The organism is Paraburkholderia sp. FW306-2-2C-D06C (genome assembly GCF_058781505.1).
In genome coordinates this window covers 46,538-62,796 of sequence record NZ_JBYSWU010000035.1, presented here as the reverse complement: position 1 = coordinate 62,796, position 16,259 = coordinate 46,538, and the positions used below count along the sequence as shown (strand labels likewise).

15 protein-coding genes are annotated in these 16,259 nt (G+C 63.7%); 9 read left to right on the top strand and 6 right to left on the bottom strand.

Going from position 1 to position 16,259, the window contains the following annotated elements; all coding sequences use genetic code 11:
• Nucleotides 1-5: 5 nt before the first annotated feature.
• From AC3WLT_RS24130 to AC3WLT_RS24110, 5 genes are all read left to right on the top strand, one after another.
• Nucleotides 6-317 carry a sarcosine oxidase subunit delta gene (locus AC3WLT_RS24130; RefSeq protein ID WP_492594195.1) on the top strand — a complete coding sequence of 104 codons (312 nt, stop codon included), beginning with the start codon at nt 6-8 and terminating at the stop codon, nt 315-317.
• Nucleotides 317-3,319: a sarcosine oxidase subunit alpha family protein gene (locus tag AC3WLT_RS24125; protein WP_492594194.1), complete on the top strand. Its 3,003-nt coding sequence runs from the start codon at nt 317-319 to the stop codon at nt 3,317-3,319. The genes AC3WLT_RS24130 and AC3WLT_RS24125 overlap by 1 nt, the downstream gene beginning before the upstream one ends.
• Nucleotides 3,309-3,965: a sarcosine oxidase subunit gamma gene (locus tag AC3WLT_RS24120; protein WP_492594193.1), complete on the top strand. Its 657-nt coding sequence runs from the start codon at nt 3,309-3,311 to the stop codon at nt 3,963-3,965. The genes AC3WLT_RS24125 and AC3WLT_RS24120 overlap by 11 nt, the downstream gene beginning before the upstream one ends.
• 58 nt (nt 3,966-4,023) lie before the next feature.
• Nucleotides 4,024-4,287 (top strand): hypothetical protein, encoded by a 264-nt coding sequence (locus AC3WLT_RS24115; RefSeq protein ID WP_492594192.1) that lies wholly within the window; start codon nt 4,024-4,026, stop codon nt 4,285-4,287.
• Between the two features lie 149 nt (nt 4,288-4,436).
• Nucleotides 4,437-5,855 (top strand): MFS transporter, encoded by a 1,419-nt coding sequence (locus AC3WLT_RS24110; RefSeq protein ID WP_492594191.1) that lies wholly within the window; start codon nt 4,437-4,439, stop codon nt 5,853-5,855.
• A 56-nt stretch (nt 5,856-5,911) separates the two neighbouring features.
• Here AC3WLT_RS24110 and AC3WLT_RS24105 read toward each other — a convergent pair whose 3' ends face one another.
• The 5 genes from AC3WLT_RS24105 to betI all read right to left on the bottom strand — a co-directional run bounded on the left by AC3WLT_RS24105 (nt 5,912) and on the right by betI (nt 10,418).
• Complete coding sequence (locus AC3WLT_RS24105) at nt 5,912-6,301, bottom strand: type II toxin-antitoxin system VapC family toxin (protein ID WP_492594190.1); 390 nt, start codon at nt 6,299-6,301, stop codon at nt 5,912-5,914.
• On the bottom strand, nt 6,295-6,513 hold the full coding sequence (locus AC3WLT_RS24100) for a ribbon-helix-helix protein, CopG family (protein WP_492594189.1): 219 nt from the start codon (nt 6,511-6,513) through the stop codon (nt 6,295-6,297). The genes AC3WLT_RS24105 and AC3WLT_RS24100 overlap by 7 nt, the downstream gene beginning before the upstream one ends.
• A 123-nt stretch (nt 6,514-6,636) precedes the next feature.
• Entirely contained in the window at nt 6,637-8,322 is a 1,686-nt protein-coding gene (gene betA, locus AC3WLT_RS24095) for a choline dehydrogenase (RefSeq protein ID WP_492594188.1), read from the bottom strand.
• Between the two features lie 12 nt (nt 8,323-8,334).
• Complete coding sequence (betB, locus tag AC3WLT_RS24090; RefSeq protein ID WP_492594187.1) at nt 8,335-9,804, bottom strand: betaine-aldehyde dehydrogenase; 1,470 nt, start codon at nt 9,802-9,804, stop codon at nt 8,335-8,337.
• A gap of 26 nt (nt 9,805-9,830) precedes the next feature.
• A complete protein-coding gene (betI, locus tag AC3WLT_RS24085; protein ID WP_492594186.1) occupies nt 9,831-10,418 on the bottom strand; it encodes a transcriptional regulator BetI in 588 nt (195 codons plus the stop codon).
• A 253-nt stretch (nt 10,419-10,671) separates the two neighbouring features.
• Between betI and fdhA the strand changes: the two genes are divergently transcribed.
• Entirely contained in the window at nt 10,672-11,871 is a 1,200-nt protein-coding gene (gene fdhA / locus AC3WLT_RS24080) for a formaldehyde dehydrogenase, glutathione-independent (protein ID WP_492594185.1), read from the top strand.
• A 109-nt stretch (nt 11,872-11,980) separates the two neighbouring features.
• Here fdhA and AC3WLT_RS24075 read toward each other — a convergent pair whose 3' ends face one another.
• Nucleotides 11,981-12,976, bottom strand: coding sequence for a GlxA family transcriptional regulator (locus tag AC3WLT_RS24075; RefSeq protein ID WP_492594184.1), 996 nt, complete (start codon nt 12,974-12,976; stop codon nt 11,981-11,983).
• A gap of 420 nt (nt 12,977-13,396) precedes the next feature.
• Here AC3WLT_RS24075 and AC3WLT_RS24070 point away from each other — a divergent pair, with 420 nt between their 5' ends.
• The 3 genes from AC3WLT_RS24070 to AC3WLT_RS24060 are packed head-to-tail and all read left to right on the top strand — an operon-like array spanning nt 13,397 to nt 16,247.
• Nucleotides 13,397-14,671, top strand: coding sequence for a serine hydroxymethyltransferase (locus tag AC3WLT_RS24070; protein WP_492594183.1), 1,275 nt, complete (start codon nt 13,397-13,399; stop codon nt 14,669-14,671).
• A 19-nt stretch (nt 14,672-14,690) separates the two neighbouring features.
• Nucleotides 14,691-15,662, top strand: coding sequence for a dipeptidase (locus tag AC3WLT_RS24065; protein ID WP_492594182.1), 972 nt, complete (start codon nt 14,691-14,693; stop codon nt 15,660-15,662).
• A gap of 48 nt (nt 15,663-15,710) precedes the next feature.
• Nucleotides 15,711-16,247 (top strand): DUF5943 domain-containing protein, encoded by a 537-nt coding sequence (locus AC3WLT_RS24060; RefSeq protein ID WP_492594181.1) that lies wholly within the window; start codon nt 15,711-15,713, stop codon nt 16,245-16,247.
• Nucleotides 16,248-16,259: the final 12 nt, after the last annotated feature.

Sequence of the window (16,259 nt, the reverse complement as noted above, 5' to 3'; positions counted from 1 at the left end):
AACAGATGTTGCTGATCGAATGCCCGTGGTGCGGGCCACGCGCCGAAACCGAATTTTCCTGCGGCGGCGAAGCGGACATCGCCCGTCCGCTCGACACCGAAAAGCTGACCGACAAGGAGTGGGGCGACTACCTGTTCATGCGCAAGAACCCGCGCGGCGTGCATCGCGAGCAATGGATGCACACGCAGGGTTGCCGCCGCTGGTTCAAGGCGCAGCGCGACACGGTGAGCTACGAGATCCAGGGCTACGAGACGTTCGATCGTCCGCTGCTCGCTTTGGATAACCACGAGGGCAAGTCACACGAGGTGAAATCATAATGAGCCAGAAAGACCGACTCCCGACCGGCGGGCGCATCAACCGCGCGATTTCGCTGACGTTCACCTTCAACGGCCGCAAGTATCAAGGTTATCAGGGCGACACGCTGGCTTCCGCATTGCTTGCCAACGGCGAGCATTTCGTCGCGCGCAGCTGGAAGTATCACCGGCCGCGCGGCATCGTGACGGCGGGCGTGGAAGAGCCGAACGCGATCGTGCAGCTCGAAACCGGCGCGTACACGGTGCCGAACGCGCGCGCCACCGAAGTGGAGCTGTATCAGGGGCTCGTCGCCACCAGTGTGAACGCGAAGCCGAGCATCGAGAAAGACCGCATGGCGATCAACCAGAAGTTCGCGCGCTTCATTCCGGCGGGCTTCTACTACAAGACTTTCATGTGGCCGCGCAAGTTCTGGCCGAAGTACGAGGAAGTGATCCGCGACGCGGCAGGTCTCGGCAAAGCGCCCGAGCAGACCGACGCGGACCGCTACGACAAATGCTTCGCGCACTGCGACGTACTGGTGGTCGGCGGCGGCCCGACGGGGCTGGCGGCGGCGCACGCGGCAGCGTTGTCGGGCGCGCGCGTCACTCTGGTCGACGATCAGCCGGAACTCGGCGGTTCGCTGCTGTCGTGCCGCACGGATATCGACGGCAAGCCGGCGCTGCAATGGGTGCACAAGATCGAAGACGAACTGCGGCAGATGCCCGATGTGAAGATCCTGTGCCGCAGCACCGCGTTCGGCTATCAGGATCACAACCTCGTCACGGTCACGCAGCGTCTCACGGAACATCTGCCGGTCTCGCAGAGAAAGGGCACGCGCGAACTGATGTGGAAGATCCGCGCCAGGCGCGTAATTCTCGCGACCGGCGCGCATGAGCGGCCGATCGTGTTCGGCAACAACGATCTGCCTGGCGTGATGCTGGCTTCGGCCGTGTCGACGTATCTGCATCGCTACGCGGTGTTGCCGGGGCGCAATGCGGTGGTGTTCACGAACAATGACGACGGTTACCAATGCGCACTCGACCTGAAAGCGGCCGGCGCGCAGGTGACGGTGGTCGATCCGCGCACGGGCGAGTCGAAGGGCACGCTGCCCGCGCTGGCGCGGCGCTACGGCGTCAAGGTGATGAACGGCGTGGCCGTGACGGCGGCGCACGGCAAGCTGCGGGTTGCGTCGGTGGACGTGGCGTCGTATTCGAACGGACAGGTCGGCGCGAAGCAGGGCGAGCTGCCCTGCGATCTGCTCGCGATGTCCGGCGGCTGGAGTCCGGTGCTGCACCTGTTCGCGCAGTCCGGCGGCAAGGCGCATTGGCACGACGAAATAGCGTGCTTCGTGCCGGGCAAGGCGATGCAGGCGGAGACGAGCGTCGGCGCGTGCGCGGGCGACTTCACGCTCGGCCAGGGCATTCGTTTTGCGGTCGACGCCGGGGTCGAGGCGGCGCGTGCGGCCGGTTATATCGTCGCGCGGCCGAATCCGGTGCACGTCGCCGAAATCACCGAGGCGCGCATGCAGCCGCTGTGGCTGGTCGGTGGCCGCGAGCTCGCGGCGCGTGGTCCGAAGCAATTCGTCGACTTCCAGAACGACGTGTCGGCGGCCGATATTTTCCTCGCCGCGCGTGAAGGCTTCGAATCGGTCGAACACGTGAAGCGTTATACCGCGATGGGCTTCGGCACGGATCAAGGCAAGCTCGGCAACATCAACGGCATGGCGATTCTCGCCCAGGCGCTCGGCAAGACGATTCCCGAAACCGGCACGACGACGTTCCGGCCGAACTACACGCCCGTGACGTTCGGCACGTTCGCCGGCCGCGAGCTCGGCGAGTTTCTCGATCCGGTGCGCAAGACGGCCGTGCACGAATGGCATGTGGAAAACGGCGCCGCGTTCGAGGACGTCGGCAACTGGAAGCGTCCGTGGTATTACCCGAAACCGGGCGAGGACATGCACGCGGCAGTGGCGCGCGAATCGCTCGCGGTGCGTACGAGCGTCGGCATTCTCGACGCCTCGACGCTCGGCAAGATCGACATTCAGGGTCCCGACTCGGCCAGGCTGCTGAACTGGGTCTATACGAATCCGTGGAGCAAGCTGGAAGTCGGCAAGTGCCGCTATGGCCTGATGCTCGACGAAAACGGCATGATCTTCGACGACGGCGTGACGGTGCGCCTCGCCGACCAGCACTACATGATGACGACCACCACCGGCGGCGCGGCGCGCGTGCTGACCTGGCTCGAACGCTGGCTGCAAACCGAGTGGCCCGACATGCGCGTGCGGCTCGCCTCGGTGACGGACCATTGGGCGACCTTCGCGGTGGTCGGTCCGAACAGCCGCAAGGTCTTGCAGAAGGTCTGCCACGATATCGACTTCGCGAACGCGGCGTTCCCGTTCATGAGCTATCGCGAAGGCACGGTGGCGGGCGCGGCGTCGCGCGTGATGCGCATCAGCTTCTCCGGCGAACTTGCGTATGAAGTGAACGTGCCGGCGAACGTCGGACGCGCGGTGTGGGAAGCGCTGATGGCAGCGGGCGCGGAATTCGACATCACGCCGTACGGCACGGAAACGATGCACGTGCTGCGCGCGGAGAAGGGTTACATCATCGTCGGCCAGGACACGGACGGCTCGATGACGCCGTACGACCTCGGCATGGGCGGGCTCGTGGCGAAGTCGAAAGATTGTCTCGGCAAGCGCTCGCTCACGCGCTCGGACACCGCGAAGGCGGGGCGCAAGCAACTGGTGGGGCTGCTCGCGGACGATCCGTCGTTCGTGATTCCCGAAGGCTCGCAGATCGTCGCCGGTCCGTTCCACGGCGATACCGCACCGATGCTCGGTCACGTCACGTCGAGCTATTACAGCCCGATCCTGAAGCGCTCGATTGCGATGGCGGTGGTGAAGGGCGGTCTCGACAAGATTGGCGAGACGGTCACGATTCCGCTCGCGAGCGGCAAGCAGATTGCGGCCAAGGTCACCAGTTCGGTGTTCTACGACAGCGAAGGAGCACGTCAACATGTGGAATGAAACAAGAGGTACGCAACCGGCCGTGAGCCGCGCTGTCGGCAAGCAAACGGGGGTGTGGCAGGAGTCGCCGCTGGTGGGCGCGGATGCGCTGCTGAAGAAACATCAGGCGGTGGCGTCGGCGGCGTTCCGGTTGAGGGAGCGGCCGTTTCTCGAACTCGTAAACGTACGCGGCGATACGCGCGACGCCGCGTTCATGCAGGCGGTGGAAGGTGTGATCGGCTGCCAGCCGCCGGAGAAAGCGAACACCGTCGCGCGCGGCAATGGCTACGACATGCTGTGGCTTGGGCCCGACGAATGGCTGGCGCGCTCGGCAACCGCGCATGACGCGGCCCGTACCGCGCCGTTGCAGGCAAAGCTGGGGACGGTGTTCGCGGGCGTGTTCGCGTCTGCGGTGGATATCGGCAGCGGCTATACGGTGCTCGAAATCAGCGGCACGCGTACGCGCGAGGTGCTGGCGCGTGGCTGCCCGCTGGATCTGCATCCGAAACAGTTCGGCGACGGACAGTGCGCGCAGAGCCACTATTTCAAGGCGTCGATGACGCTGCTGCCCACCGGCGCGGATAGCTTCGACATTATCGTGCGCCGCAGTTTCGCGGACTACTTCGTCAAGATCATGCTCGATGCGGCCGATCCGCTGATGTCGTGACACGCGGTGAGCGGTGTGCTCCTGCACCGCTCGCGGCGCTCTCCGGACGCTGACCGACATGACGTCGACCCGTCTAGCCACCGCGCGTCTTACTGAGCGCGCGTGCCATCAAGGCGATGCGCACGCCGCGCTCGAGCTGCTCGATCAGAGCATCGTGTTGCGGCACCGGCGCATCGCGCTGATCCGTTATCTGCTCGCGCAGCAACTCGGCGCACCGTTGCAGGCGCGGCATCACGAATACGTCCGGAAAATCGCCGCGCGGTTGAGCGCGGATGCGCTCGCACGGATTGTTGGCGCGGCGCGTGCGCGGCTTCGGCCCTAAGTCGTTGAGCCGTGGTCAGTTGGAGAGACGACGCCCCCGTTCCATCCGGTTGACGTATTTCTTCTATGTGGCCGATTTATGTCGGCGTCTACTGAAAACGCACTGACCGAACACCCACGCGGCAGCCGCCGCATCAACGAGGGGATGACATGTCTACCGCTTTTCAGCCTCGCGCGAGCGCTGCCGCCAGACTCGAACGACTGCCGTTCTCCGGCTACCACCGGACCATCTTCATCATCATTGCCATCGCGTTCTTTTTCGATTCGGTCGATCTCGGCACGATGACTTTCGTGCTCGGCTCGATCAAAACCGAATTCGGCTTGTCGAGCGCGGCGGCGGGTCTGGTTGCGAGTTCGAGTTTCTTCGGCATGGTGATCGGCGCGGCGATCGCCGGATTGCTCGCCGATCGTTTCGGGCGGCGCCCGGTGTTTCAGTGGAGCATGGTGCTGTGGGGGCTCGCGTCGTATCTGTGCTCGACCGCGCAGAGCGTCGACGCGCTGATCTTTTATCGCGTGCTGCTGGGTTTGGGCATGGGTATGGAATTTCCGATCGCGCAGACCTTGCTGTCCGAATTCGTACCGGCGGCCTCGCGCGGAAGATTGATCGCGCTGATGGATGGCTTCTGGCCGCTGGGTTTCATCACGGCGGGCGTGGTGTCGTATTTCGTGCTGCCGCAGTTCGGCTGGCGCACCGAGTTCGCGCTACTCGCGATTCCCGCCGTGTTCGTGCTGATCGTGCGCCGCGTCGTGCCCGAATCGCCGCGCTGGCTCGAACATCGCGGACGCTTCGCCGAAGCGGACAAGGTTCTCGCCGAGGTCGAGGCGAAGGTGATGAAAGCGGCGGGTCTGACGCAGTTGCGTGCGCCCGTGATGCTGCAAGAACCGCCGGCCGCGAAAGGCCAGGGTGCGTTTCGCGAAATCTGGAGTATGGCCTACCGGCGCCGCACGATCATGGTGTGGACGCTATGGTTCTTCGCGTTGCTCGGTTTCTACGGGCTGACGTCGTGGCTCGGCGCATTGATGCAGCAGGCCGGCTTCGCCGTGACGAAATCGGTGCTGTACACGGTACTGATTTCTCTCGGCGGCATTCCTGGTTTTCTGTGCGCCGCGTGGCTGGTCGAACGTTGGGGCCGTAAGCCGACGTGTATCGCGTCGCTCGCCGGCAGCGCGGTCATGGCCTATGTCTACGGGCAGACCGCGCTGCACGCGCAAACGCCTACGCTGCTGATCTGCGCGGGATTGGCCATGCAGTTCTTTTTGTTCGCGATGTGGGCCGTGCTGTACACCTACACGCCGGAGCTTTACGGCACCGGTGCACGGGCGACTGGGTCGGGGTTCGCGTCGGCGATCGGCCGCGTGGGATCGCTGATCGGCCCTTATGTGGTGGGTGTCGTGCTGCCGATGTTCGGCCAGGGCGGTGTGTTCTCGCTGGGCGCGATGTGTTTCGCGATCGCTGCGGCGGCGGTGTGGATACTCGGCATCGAGACGCGCGGGTTGGCGCTCGAGACGCTGGTGTCAGAAGCGGTCGAAGCGGATGCGCATGGCGTATTGAGTCCGGTTCGGGATTGAATTGTGGCCGGGCAAAGGTGTGAAAAAGGCCGCGAAAAACTCGCGGCCTCTGACTACTAACGAACCCCACGCTCAACGCCGTAGACTTTGTAGGGTACCCGCACGCCGGGTTCGTCCGCAGGAAAGTCCTTTGTGTTGCGTGAAACCAGCAGCAGGGAGTTCACCTGTGCTGACGCCCAGACAATCGCGTCAGGCAGGCGAATCCGTTTCTGCTTACGTATTTGGACCGCGCGATTCGCAATGGCACTGTCGAGTGGAATTACGTCAAACGAGCCAAGCCATCCACGAATCGCAGGCTCGTCCTCTGCCGTTGCTCCAACAAGAACTTCCATCCACGTGATCGTGCTGATCGCTCGATATTCATAGCGCGCCAGTTCTTTCTTCGCTGCGCCGACGCCGCTGAGATAGTCGATCAGAATGTTTGTGTCGAAGAGCGCCTTTACCATTCCGAGCGCAGTTCCTGCTGATATTCGAGGCCATCGACTTTCTTGCTCTTCCACAGCCCGAAAACATCGGTCCCAAGTGCCTGCTTGTGCTGCGAGATATACGCCTCGATCGCGTCACGGATAACTGCGGCGCGAGGGCGTTGTTCCGCCTCCACAAGCACGGCCAACTCTGCAACCTGCGAGTCGGGCAGGTCAACCAGTATTCGACTCATCACTGCCTCCGTTGCGTGATATGCATATCGTATATCAACGGTCGTGATTCCGCAAGAAAACTTGTGTTCTGCAAGCTTCTTATCAACCCAGCGGGGAGGCGTGCTTTAGTACCTCGGCGCGGACTAAACCACAGCCGCCGCCCGCTTCCTCGCAGGCGCCCCATTCGCGACGAAGTAGGGCGTATCCACCCGCGCCAGCGCTTCCCGTCCGCGAATCCGATCGGCGATCTTCTCGGCCAGCATAATGGTCGGCGCATTCAGATTGCCGGTCGTGATCTGCGGCATGATCGACGCATCGACGACGCGCAGCGCTTCGAGCCCATGCACGCGGCCCTCGTTGTCGACGACGGCCATCTCGTCATAGCCCATCTTGCACGAGCACGACGGATGAAACGCCGTCTCCGCCCGCATGCGCACGAAGGCGTCGAGCTGCTCGTCGCTCGTCAACCCTGCGCCGGGATTCAGCTCGCGGCCCCGATAACGGTCGAGCGCCGGCTGGCGCACGATCTCGCGCGTGACACGGATCGCGTCGCGGAATTCGCGCCAGTCGAGCGGATCGGACATGTAGTTGAACAGGATGCCCGGATGCGCGCCCGGATCGCGCGACTTGAGTTTCACACGGCCGCGGCTCGGCGAGCGCATCGACCCGACGTGCGCCTGGAAGCCGTGCATCCGGATCGCGTTCGAACCGTTGTAATTGATCGCGACCGGCAGGAAGTGATACTGGATGTTCGGCCACAGATCGTCGTCGCGAGTGCGGATGAAGCCGCCCGCTTCGAACTGGTTGCTCGCGCCGATACCGGTTCCTTTCAGCATCCACTCGAGTCCGATCGCAGGTTGATTCCACCACTGCAACGCGGGATAGAGCGACACCGGCTCCTTGCATTCGTACTGGATGTACATCTCCAGATGGTCCTGGAGGTTCTCGCCGACGCCGGGCAGATCGTGCACCAGCGGAATGTCGAGCTCGCGCAGCCATGTCGAGCGGCCCACGCCCGAGCGTTGCAGCAGTTGCGGCGACGCGATCGCGCCGCTGCACACCAGTACTTCGCGGCGCGCCTGCGCGGTGACTGTGTTGCCATGGCGCAGATACGCGACGCCGGTCGCCCGCTTGCCCGAGAACAGCACGCGGTCGGTCACGGCGTGCGTGACGATGCTCAGATTCGCCCGCGTTTTCGCGCGATCCAGATAGCCGCGCGCCGTGCTTGAGCGCCGGCCGTTCGCGGTGACCGTGCGATCCATCGGGCCGAAGCCTTCCTGCTGATAGCCGTTCAGATCCTCGGTGCGCGGAAAGCCTGCCTGCACGCCGGCTTCGACCATCGCGGCGAAGAGCGGATTGTTGCCGGGCTTGCTCGTCGTCACGTGCACCGGCCCGTCGCCGCCGTGATAGGCGTTCGCACCCACGTCGCGCGTTTCGGCCTTGCGGAAGTACGGCAGGCAATCCAGATAGGTCCAGTTTTCCAGACCCTGGCGCTCGGCCCATCCGTCGTAGTCGAGCGCATTGCCGCGGATGTAGCACATGCCATTGATCAGCGACGAACCGCCGAGCCCCTTGCCGCGGCCGCATTCCATGCGCCGGTTGTTCATGTGCGGTTCGGGGTCTGTTTCGTACGCCCAGTTGTAGCGGCGTCCTTGCAGCGGATACGCGAGCGCCGCGGGCATCTGCGTGCGAAAGTCGAAGCGGTAGTCGGGGCCGCCGGCTTCGAGCAGCAGCACGGTCACGTCCGCGTCTTCGGTCAGGCGCGCAGCGAGCACGTTGCCCGCTGAACCCGCGCCCACGATGATGTAGTCGTATTCGTTCGAGGCCATCGCCGCGACTCCTTAGAACACCGGTTGATACGGGCCGAGTTCGACCTGCACGGACTTGATGCGCGTGTAGTGTTCGAGCGTCGTGATGCCGTTTTCGCGGCCGACGCCCGATTGCTTGTAGCCGCCCACCGGCATTTCCGCGGGCGATTCGCCCCACGTGTTGATCCAGCAAATGCCGGCTTCGAGCTGATGAATCACGCGATGCGCTCGCGCCAGGCTCTCGGTCACGACACCGGCGGCGAGACCGTAGGCCGTGCGATTGGCGCGTTCGATCGCTTCGTCTTCGTCGTCGAACACGAGGATGCTCATGACCGGACCGAAGATTTCTTCGCGCACGATGCGCATGTCGTCATGACAGCCGGTGAAAACCGTCGGTTCGACGTATTGGCCGTTGCCGAAGTGGCCTTCGACGATACGCTTGCCGCCCGCAACCAGCCGCGCGCCTTCCTGTACGCCGCTTTCGATGTAGCCGAGCACCTTCTGCAATTGCGCGGCGCTCGCGAGCGGGCCGAAGTTGGTGTCCGCGTCGGTGGGCGCGCCTACGCGAATCCGCTTCACACGTTCCAGCACCAGCGCTTCGAATCGCGCCAGCACGCTGCGCTGCACGAACACGCGCGTGCCGTTGGTGCAGACCTGGCCGGAGCTGAAGAAGTTGGCGCTCATCGCGATGTCGGCGGCGCGTTCGAGGTTGGCGTCGTCGAACACCAGCAATGGCGACTTGCCGCCCAGTTCCATCGTCACTTCCTTCAGCGACGACGCGCCCGCGAGCGACATCACTTTCTTGCCCGTTTCGACACCGCCGGTAAACGAAATCTTCTCGATGTCCGGATGCGCGGCGAGCATCGCGCCGACGCGCCCGTCGCCCTGGACGACGTTGAACACACCCGCCGGCACGCCGGCTTCGGTATAAATCTCCGCGAGTTTCAGCGCGGACAGCGGCGTGATTTCGCTCGGCTTGAAGATCATCGCGTTGCCGGCCGCCAGCGCGGGCGCCGATTTCCAGCAGGCGATCTGGATCGGGTAATTCCATGCGCCGATGCCTGCGCATACGCCGAGCGGTTCGCGCCGCGTATAAACAAACGACGACGGCCGCAACGGAATCTGCTGCCCTTCGATAGCGGTGGCGAGCCCCGCGTAGTACTCGATCACGTCCGCACCGGTGACGATATCGACCGCTTGGGTTTCGCCGATCGGCTTACCGGTGTCGCGCGTTTCGAGCGCGGCGAGTTCGTCGTTGCGCTCGCGCAGCAACTCCACGGCGCGGCGCAGGATGCGCGAACGCTGCATCGCGGTCAACGCGGCCCATATGCGCTGACCGTCGCGCGCCGATTGCACCGCGCGATCGATGTCGGCCGCCGAAGCCTGCTGCACCGTCGCGAGCGTTTCGCCGGTGGCGGGGTCGAGCGTGTCGAAGGTTTCGCCGCCTGTCGCGTCGACGTAGGCGCCGCCTATATAGAGACGTTGCATTGCGAATACCGGCATGGCGTGCTCCTTCCGATAAGAAAAATTCAGTGGTGTGCTGAGAGAACCAGGTCGATGTAGTCGTTGGCCACGCGCAGCGCTGCTTTGGTGTCGAACGGCTCGCCGGACAGCGCGCCGCGCAGCCACAGTCCGTCGATCAGCGCCGCCAGACCGCTGGCCGCGCGACGCGCCGCGGGGCGCGGCAGCGCTTTCGAAAAATCCGCGCACAGGTTCGAGTTCAGACGGCGCGTGTTGACGTGTTGCAGGCGGCGCAGTCGCGGCTTGTGCATGCTCTCGGACCAGAACGCGAGCCACGTTTTCATCACCGGGCCGTTGGTCTGCTCCGCATCGAAATTAGCAGCGACGACGGCGCGCAGTTTCGAGCGCGGGTCCGCCTTCGCCGTGCGGCGCCGGCGCGACGTGGCCTGCCACAGATCGCGCAGCACGTGGCGCATGGTGGCTTCGAGCAAGCCGTCCTTGTCGCCGAAATAGTGGCTGACGATGCCGGTGGAAATGCTCGCGCGCCGCGCGACCGAGGCGAGCGTCGCGCCGGCGAGACCCGCCTGATCGATGGTCAGCAGTGTTGCGTCGATCAGCTGCGCGCGGCGGATTTCGCGCATTCCGAGTTTGGGCATGGCTCGATCGGTTATAGACGGGGCAATGGGTCGGACAGAGGGCGATGGCGCATGTTAGGTTTTTTATATTGAACGGTCAATCAATAAAAAACGGGTTGCATCAGCGTGCGCGAGGGTCGCGCCTCGTATGTCGGTTCCGGCCAAACCGGTGTCGCGTTCAATATATGTGGTTTGCCGCAGCGGGCGCTACGCTCGTTGAACGGTGCGCGGGAACGGATCAGGCGCGCCGCTCACAAGACATGGAGACAGACAAATGAGCAGCAATCGCGGCGTCGTGTATCTGGGGCAGGGCAAAGTGGAGGTTCAGTCGATCGACTATCCGAAGATGGTCGATCCGCGTGGCCGGGCAATCGGCCACGGCGTGATCCTGAAGGTGGTGAGCACGAATATCTGCGGCTCCGACCAGCATATGGTGCGCGGCCGCACTACTGCCGAAGTCGGCCTCGTGCTTGGCCACGAGATTACCGGCGAGGTGATCGAGATCGGCCGCGACGTCGAAACGCTGAAGATCGGCGACCTGGTGTCGGTGCCGTTCAACGTCGCCTGCGGGCGCTGCCCGACCTGCAAGGCGCAGCATACCGGCGTGTGTCTGAACGTGAATCCGGCGCGGGCGGGCGGTGCGTATGGCTATGTCGACATGGGCGGCTGGATCGGCGGCCAGGCCGAGTACGTAATGGTGCCGTACGCCGATTTCAATCTGCTGAAGTTTCCCGACCGCGAGCAGGCGATGGCCAGGATCCGCGATCTCACGTGCCTGTCCGACATTCTGCCAACCGGTTATCACGGCGCCGTGATGGCGGGCGTCAAACCCGGCGCCACGGTGTACATTGCGGGCGCCGGGCCGGTGGGGATGGCCGCTGCCGCGTCGGCGCGGCTGCTCGGCGCGGCGTGCACGATCGTCGGCGACATGAACGAGGCGCGTCTCGCGCATGCTCGCAAGATGGGTTTCCAGACCATCGACCTGTCGAAGGACGCCACGCTGGGCGAGCAGATCGAACAGATCCTGGGCAAGCCCGAGGTGGATTGCGCGGTGGACTGCGTCGGCTTCGAAGCACATGGCCACGGCAGCAGCGGCCAGCACGAGGAAGCGCCGGCCACGGTCCTCAATTCGCTGATGGAAATCACGCGGGCTGCCGGTGCGATCGGCATTCCGGGCCTCTACGTGACGGATGACCCGGGTTCCACCGATGCCGCCGCGCGCAAGGGCAGCCTGAGCATCCGCTTCGGGCTCGGCTGGGCCAAGTCACACTCGTTCCATACCGGACAGACGCCGGTGATGAAGTACAACCACAGCCTGATGCAGGCCATTTTGTGGGACCGTTTGCCGATTGCGGACATCGTGAACGTGACCGTCGTGTCGCTCGACGAAGCGCCCGAAGGTTACCGGCAGTTCGACGGCGGCGCACCGAGGAAGTTTGTTCTCGATCCGCATGGGCTGTTGAAGGCGGCCTGACGCAGCATCACTGTGCATGCGTTGAGTGGAATCGAGTCGGGTGCTTTACTGCTCGGCGCATGCACGGCGCGACTGCAACACGAAGCAGGCCGCGCCCAGCGGCCTGAATTCACGCCGCCATGACCGGCGGCGAAGCGAGGGAAGGCGCCTGCTTGCGGCGCTCGCGCGTCGGCGCGGTGCCGAACGTGTCGCGATAGCTCTTCGAGAAGTGGCAGGCCGACTGAAAGCCGCAGGCCATCGTAATGTGCATGATCGACATGTCGGTCTGCAACAGCAATTCGCGGGCGCGCCGCAGCCGCAAGGTCAGGTAGTAATGCGTCGGCGTCATGCCGAGATGCTCGCGGAAGAGGCGCTGCAATTGCCGCTGCGACATGCCCGCCAGCCGCGCGAGTTCTTCGCGTGAAAGCGGCTCCTCGATATTGTTCTCCATCAGCGAGATCACTTCGAAGAGCGACTTGTTGGCCGAGCCGAGCCGCGCCACCAGCGGCATTTTCTGTTGCGCGCTGGTATCGCGCACATGTTCGACGATGAACTGCTCCGCGATCTGCGTGACGCGCGCCGTGCCCACGCGCGGGGCGATCAGATTCAGCATCATGTCGAGCGGCGCAACGCCGCCGGTGCAGGTGACGCGATCGCGATCGATCACGAACAGTTCCTTGAGAAAGCGCGTGTCGGGAAACTCCTCCTTCAGCGCCGACATGTTCTCCCAGTGAATCGCACACGCGTAGCCGGCCAGCAACCCGGCGCGCGCGAGCGCATAAGTGCCGGTGCACAGGCTGCCGAGCACGCTGCCCATGCGGGCGAAGCGGCGCAACGCGGAAAGATGGGCGGGCGTGGTGGCGCGCTGCACGTCGATGCCGCCGACCACGAACACGATATCGGGCTGTCCGACGCATTCGACCGGGCCGGTGTCGACCGCCAGGCCGTTGCTCGCTGTCACCGGCCCGCCTTCGGGACTCACGATCGACCAGCGATAGAGCGTCTGTCCCGAGAGGTAGTTCGCCATGCGCAGCACTTCGATCGCATTGATGAACGCGATCATCGTGAAGTTCGGAACGGGCATGAACGCGAAGTGCGACAGCGACGCAGTGCGATCGGTGGGCATGGGGGAAATGATTCCTTCGAATCTGTAATGTCGCGTCGCCGTGGGGAGCGGCGAACGTTGTGATTTTGAGGACTAGCGCAACTACCGTGCCATCAGGCTAAACCCTCGGTAACCACCAGTAAGGTTGGATAGCTACACACAACCGGCACCAGAACGGAGCCGCGACGGCCCGCAGACGCACCCGAACAGCGCACCAAGTTCAGCTGCAGTGCAGCAATCTCTTCGGCGCCCTGGACGCGAACCGCCTACTTGTGGAAAAAGGTCGCGCATGGCGGAAAAGGCAAAGAACGCGTCTGAATTCATAAATTGACGCGCGGGGCGAGCGTCAAGAATAGACGCAATGCAGACCGGTACTGGCGGGCCTTCAGGGCCGCTTCCGGCACTCCGTCAACGCTCGTTTCCTGAAACCACGGACCTTCCATGCCGAACTCGAATCCTTTCTTTGAAGAATCGCTGGCCGCGCGCGACGCGTCGGTGCGCGGCGCTATTTTGAAAGAGCTGGAGCGCCAGCAGTCGCAAGTCGAATTGATCGCGTCGGAAAACATCGTGTCGCGCGCGGTGCTCGAAGCGCAGGGCTCGGTGCTGACCAACAAATACGCGGAAGGGTATCCGGGCAAACGCTATTACGGCGGCTGCGAATACGTCGACGTAGTCGAGTCGCTGGCGCTCGACCGGATCAAGCAGCTGTTCAACGCGAAGTTCGCCAACGTCCAGCCGCATTCGGGCGCGCAGGCGAACGGCGCGGTGATGCTCGCACTGGTCAAGCCCGGCGATACGGTGCTCGGCATGTCGCTCGACGCCGGCGGCCATCTGACCCACGGCGCGAAGCCGGCGCTGTCGGGCAAATGGTTCAACGCGGTGCAGTACGGCGTCAATCGCGACACGCTGCTGATCGATTACGAGCAAATCGAGGAACTCGCGCAGCAGCACAAACCGGCGCTGCTGATCGCGGGCTTTTCCGCCTATCCGCGCGCGCTGGATTTCGCACGGCTGCGCGCGATCGCCGACGGCGTAGGCGCAAAGCTGATGGTGGACATGGCGCACATCGCCGGCGTGATCGCGGCGGGGCGTCATCAGAATCCGGTCGAGCACGCGCACGTCGTCACGTCCACCACGCACAAGACGCTGCGCGGTCCGCGCGGCGGCTTTGTTCTGACGAATGACGAAGAGATCGCGAAGAAGATCAACTCGGCGGTGTTCCCCGGCTTGCAGGGCGGCCCGCTGATGCATGTGATCGCCGGCAAGGCGGTTGCGTTCGGCGAGGCGTTGCAGCCGGGTTTCAAGGCCTACATCGACAGCGTGCTTGCCAACGCGCAGGCGCTCGGTGAAGTGCTGAAGGCCGGCGGCGTCGATCTCGTGACGGGCGGTACCGACAACCATCTGCTGCTGGTCGATCTGCGCCCGAAGGGGCTGAAGGGCAATCAGGTCGAGCAGGCGCTGGAACGCGCGGGCATCACCTGCAACAAGAACGGCATTCCGTTCGACACCGAAAAGCCCACCGTCACGTCCGGCATTCGCCTCGGCACGCCGGCCGGCACCACGCGCGGCTTCGGCGTCGCCGAGTTCCGCGAAGTGGGACGCCTGATCGTCGAAGTGCTCGACGCGCTGCGCGACCATCCGGAAGGCCACGCCGCCACCGAACAACGCGTGCGCCGCGAGATTTTCGCGCTGTGCGAACGCTTCCCCATCTACTGATAACGCCCTGGAGCAAACGATGAGCAACCTGCACGATAACAGCATCATCATCGACGGTCTGAATATTTCGAAGTTCGAGCGCTCGGTGTTCGAAGACATGCGCAAGGGCGGCGTGACCGCGGTGAACTGCACGGTGTCGGTCTGGGAAAGCTTCCAGAAGACCGTCGACAACATCGCAGAGATGAAGCAGCAGATTCGCGAGTACGGCGAGATGCTCACGCTCGTGCGCACCACCGACGACATCTTCCGCGCGAAGAAAGAGAACAAGACCGGCATCATCTTCGGCTTCCAGAACGCGCACGCGTTCGAAGACAACCTCGGCTATATCGAAGCCTTCAAGGACCTCGGCGTGAACGTGGTCCAGCTTTGCTACAACACGCAGAATCTGGTCGGCACCGGCTGTTATGAACGCGACGGCGGGCTTTCGGGTTACGGGCGCGAGGTGATCCAGGAGATGAACCGCGTCGGCATCATGGTCGACCTCTCGCACGTGGGCGGCAAGACCTCGTCGGAAGCGATCGCCGCTTCGAAGAAGCCGGTGTGTTACTCGCATTGCTGCCCGTCGGGTCTGAAAGAGCATCCGCGCAACAAGACCGATGAACAACTGAAAGAGATCGCCGATGCGGGCGGTTTCGTCGGCGTGACGATGTTCGCACCGTTCCTGAAGCGCGGCCCGGACGCGACCGTCGAGGACTATCTCGAGGCGATCGAATACGTGGTCGATCTGATCGGCGAAGACCAGGTCGGCATCGGCACGGACTTCACGCAAGGCTATAGCACCGAATTTTTCGACTGGATCACGCACGACAAAGGCCGTTATCGCCAGCTGACGAACTTCGGCAAGGTTGTGAATCCGGAAGGCATCCGCACGATCGGCGAGTTTCCGAACCTGACGGCCGCGATGGAGCGTGCCGGCTGGAGCGAGACGCGCATCAGGAAGATCATGGGCGAGAACTGGGTTCGAGTGTTCGGTGAAGTGTGGAAGGTGTGACCTTCACGCGTTCGCCGAAACCACCCACCTAAAAAACGGAGTCTCCACATGCAACCCCAACTGCCTATCGACGTCGATCCGAACACCGGCGTCTGGACCACCGACGCGCTGCCGATGCTCTACGTGCCGCGTCATTTCTTCACGAACAATCACACCGCGGTCGAAGAAGCGCTTGGCCGCGAGACGTACGCCGAGATCCTCTACAAGGCCGGCTACAAGTCTGCGTATTTCTGGTGCGACAAGGAAGCGAAACAGCACGGCATTGCCGGCATGGCGGTGTTCGAGCATTACCTGAACCGCCTGTCGCAACGCGGCTGGGGTCTCTTCAGAATCACGGAAGCGGACCCGTCCAGCGCGCGGGCGCGCATCGAATTGCATCACTCGTCGTTCGTGCTCGCGCAGCCGGGCAAGGAGGGCAAGCTGTGCTACATGTTCGCCGGCTGGTTCGCGGGCGCGATGGACTGGGTCAACGACACCGCGCCGGATTCGGTGAAGAAGGGGCCGCTGTCGTATTCCACGGAAACGCAATGCGCGGCTGAAGGCCACGAGCATTGCGTGTTCGAAGTGTCGCCGCTCGCGTCGTAACCGCACACTGCA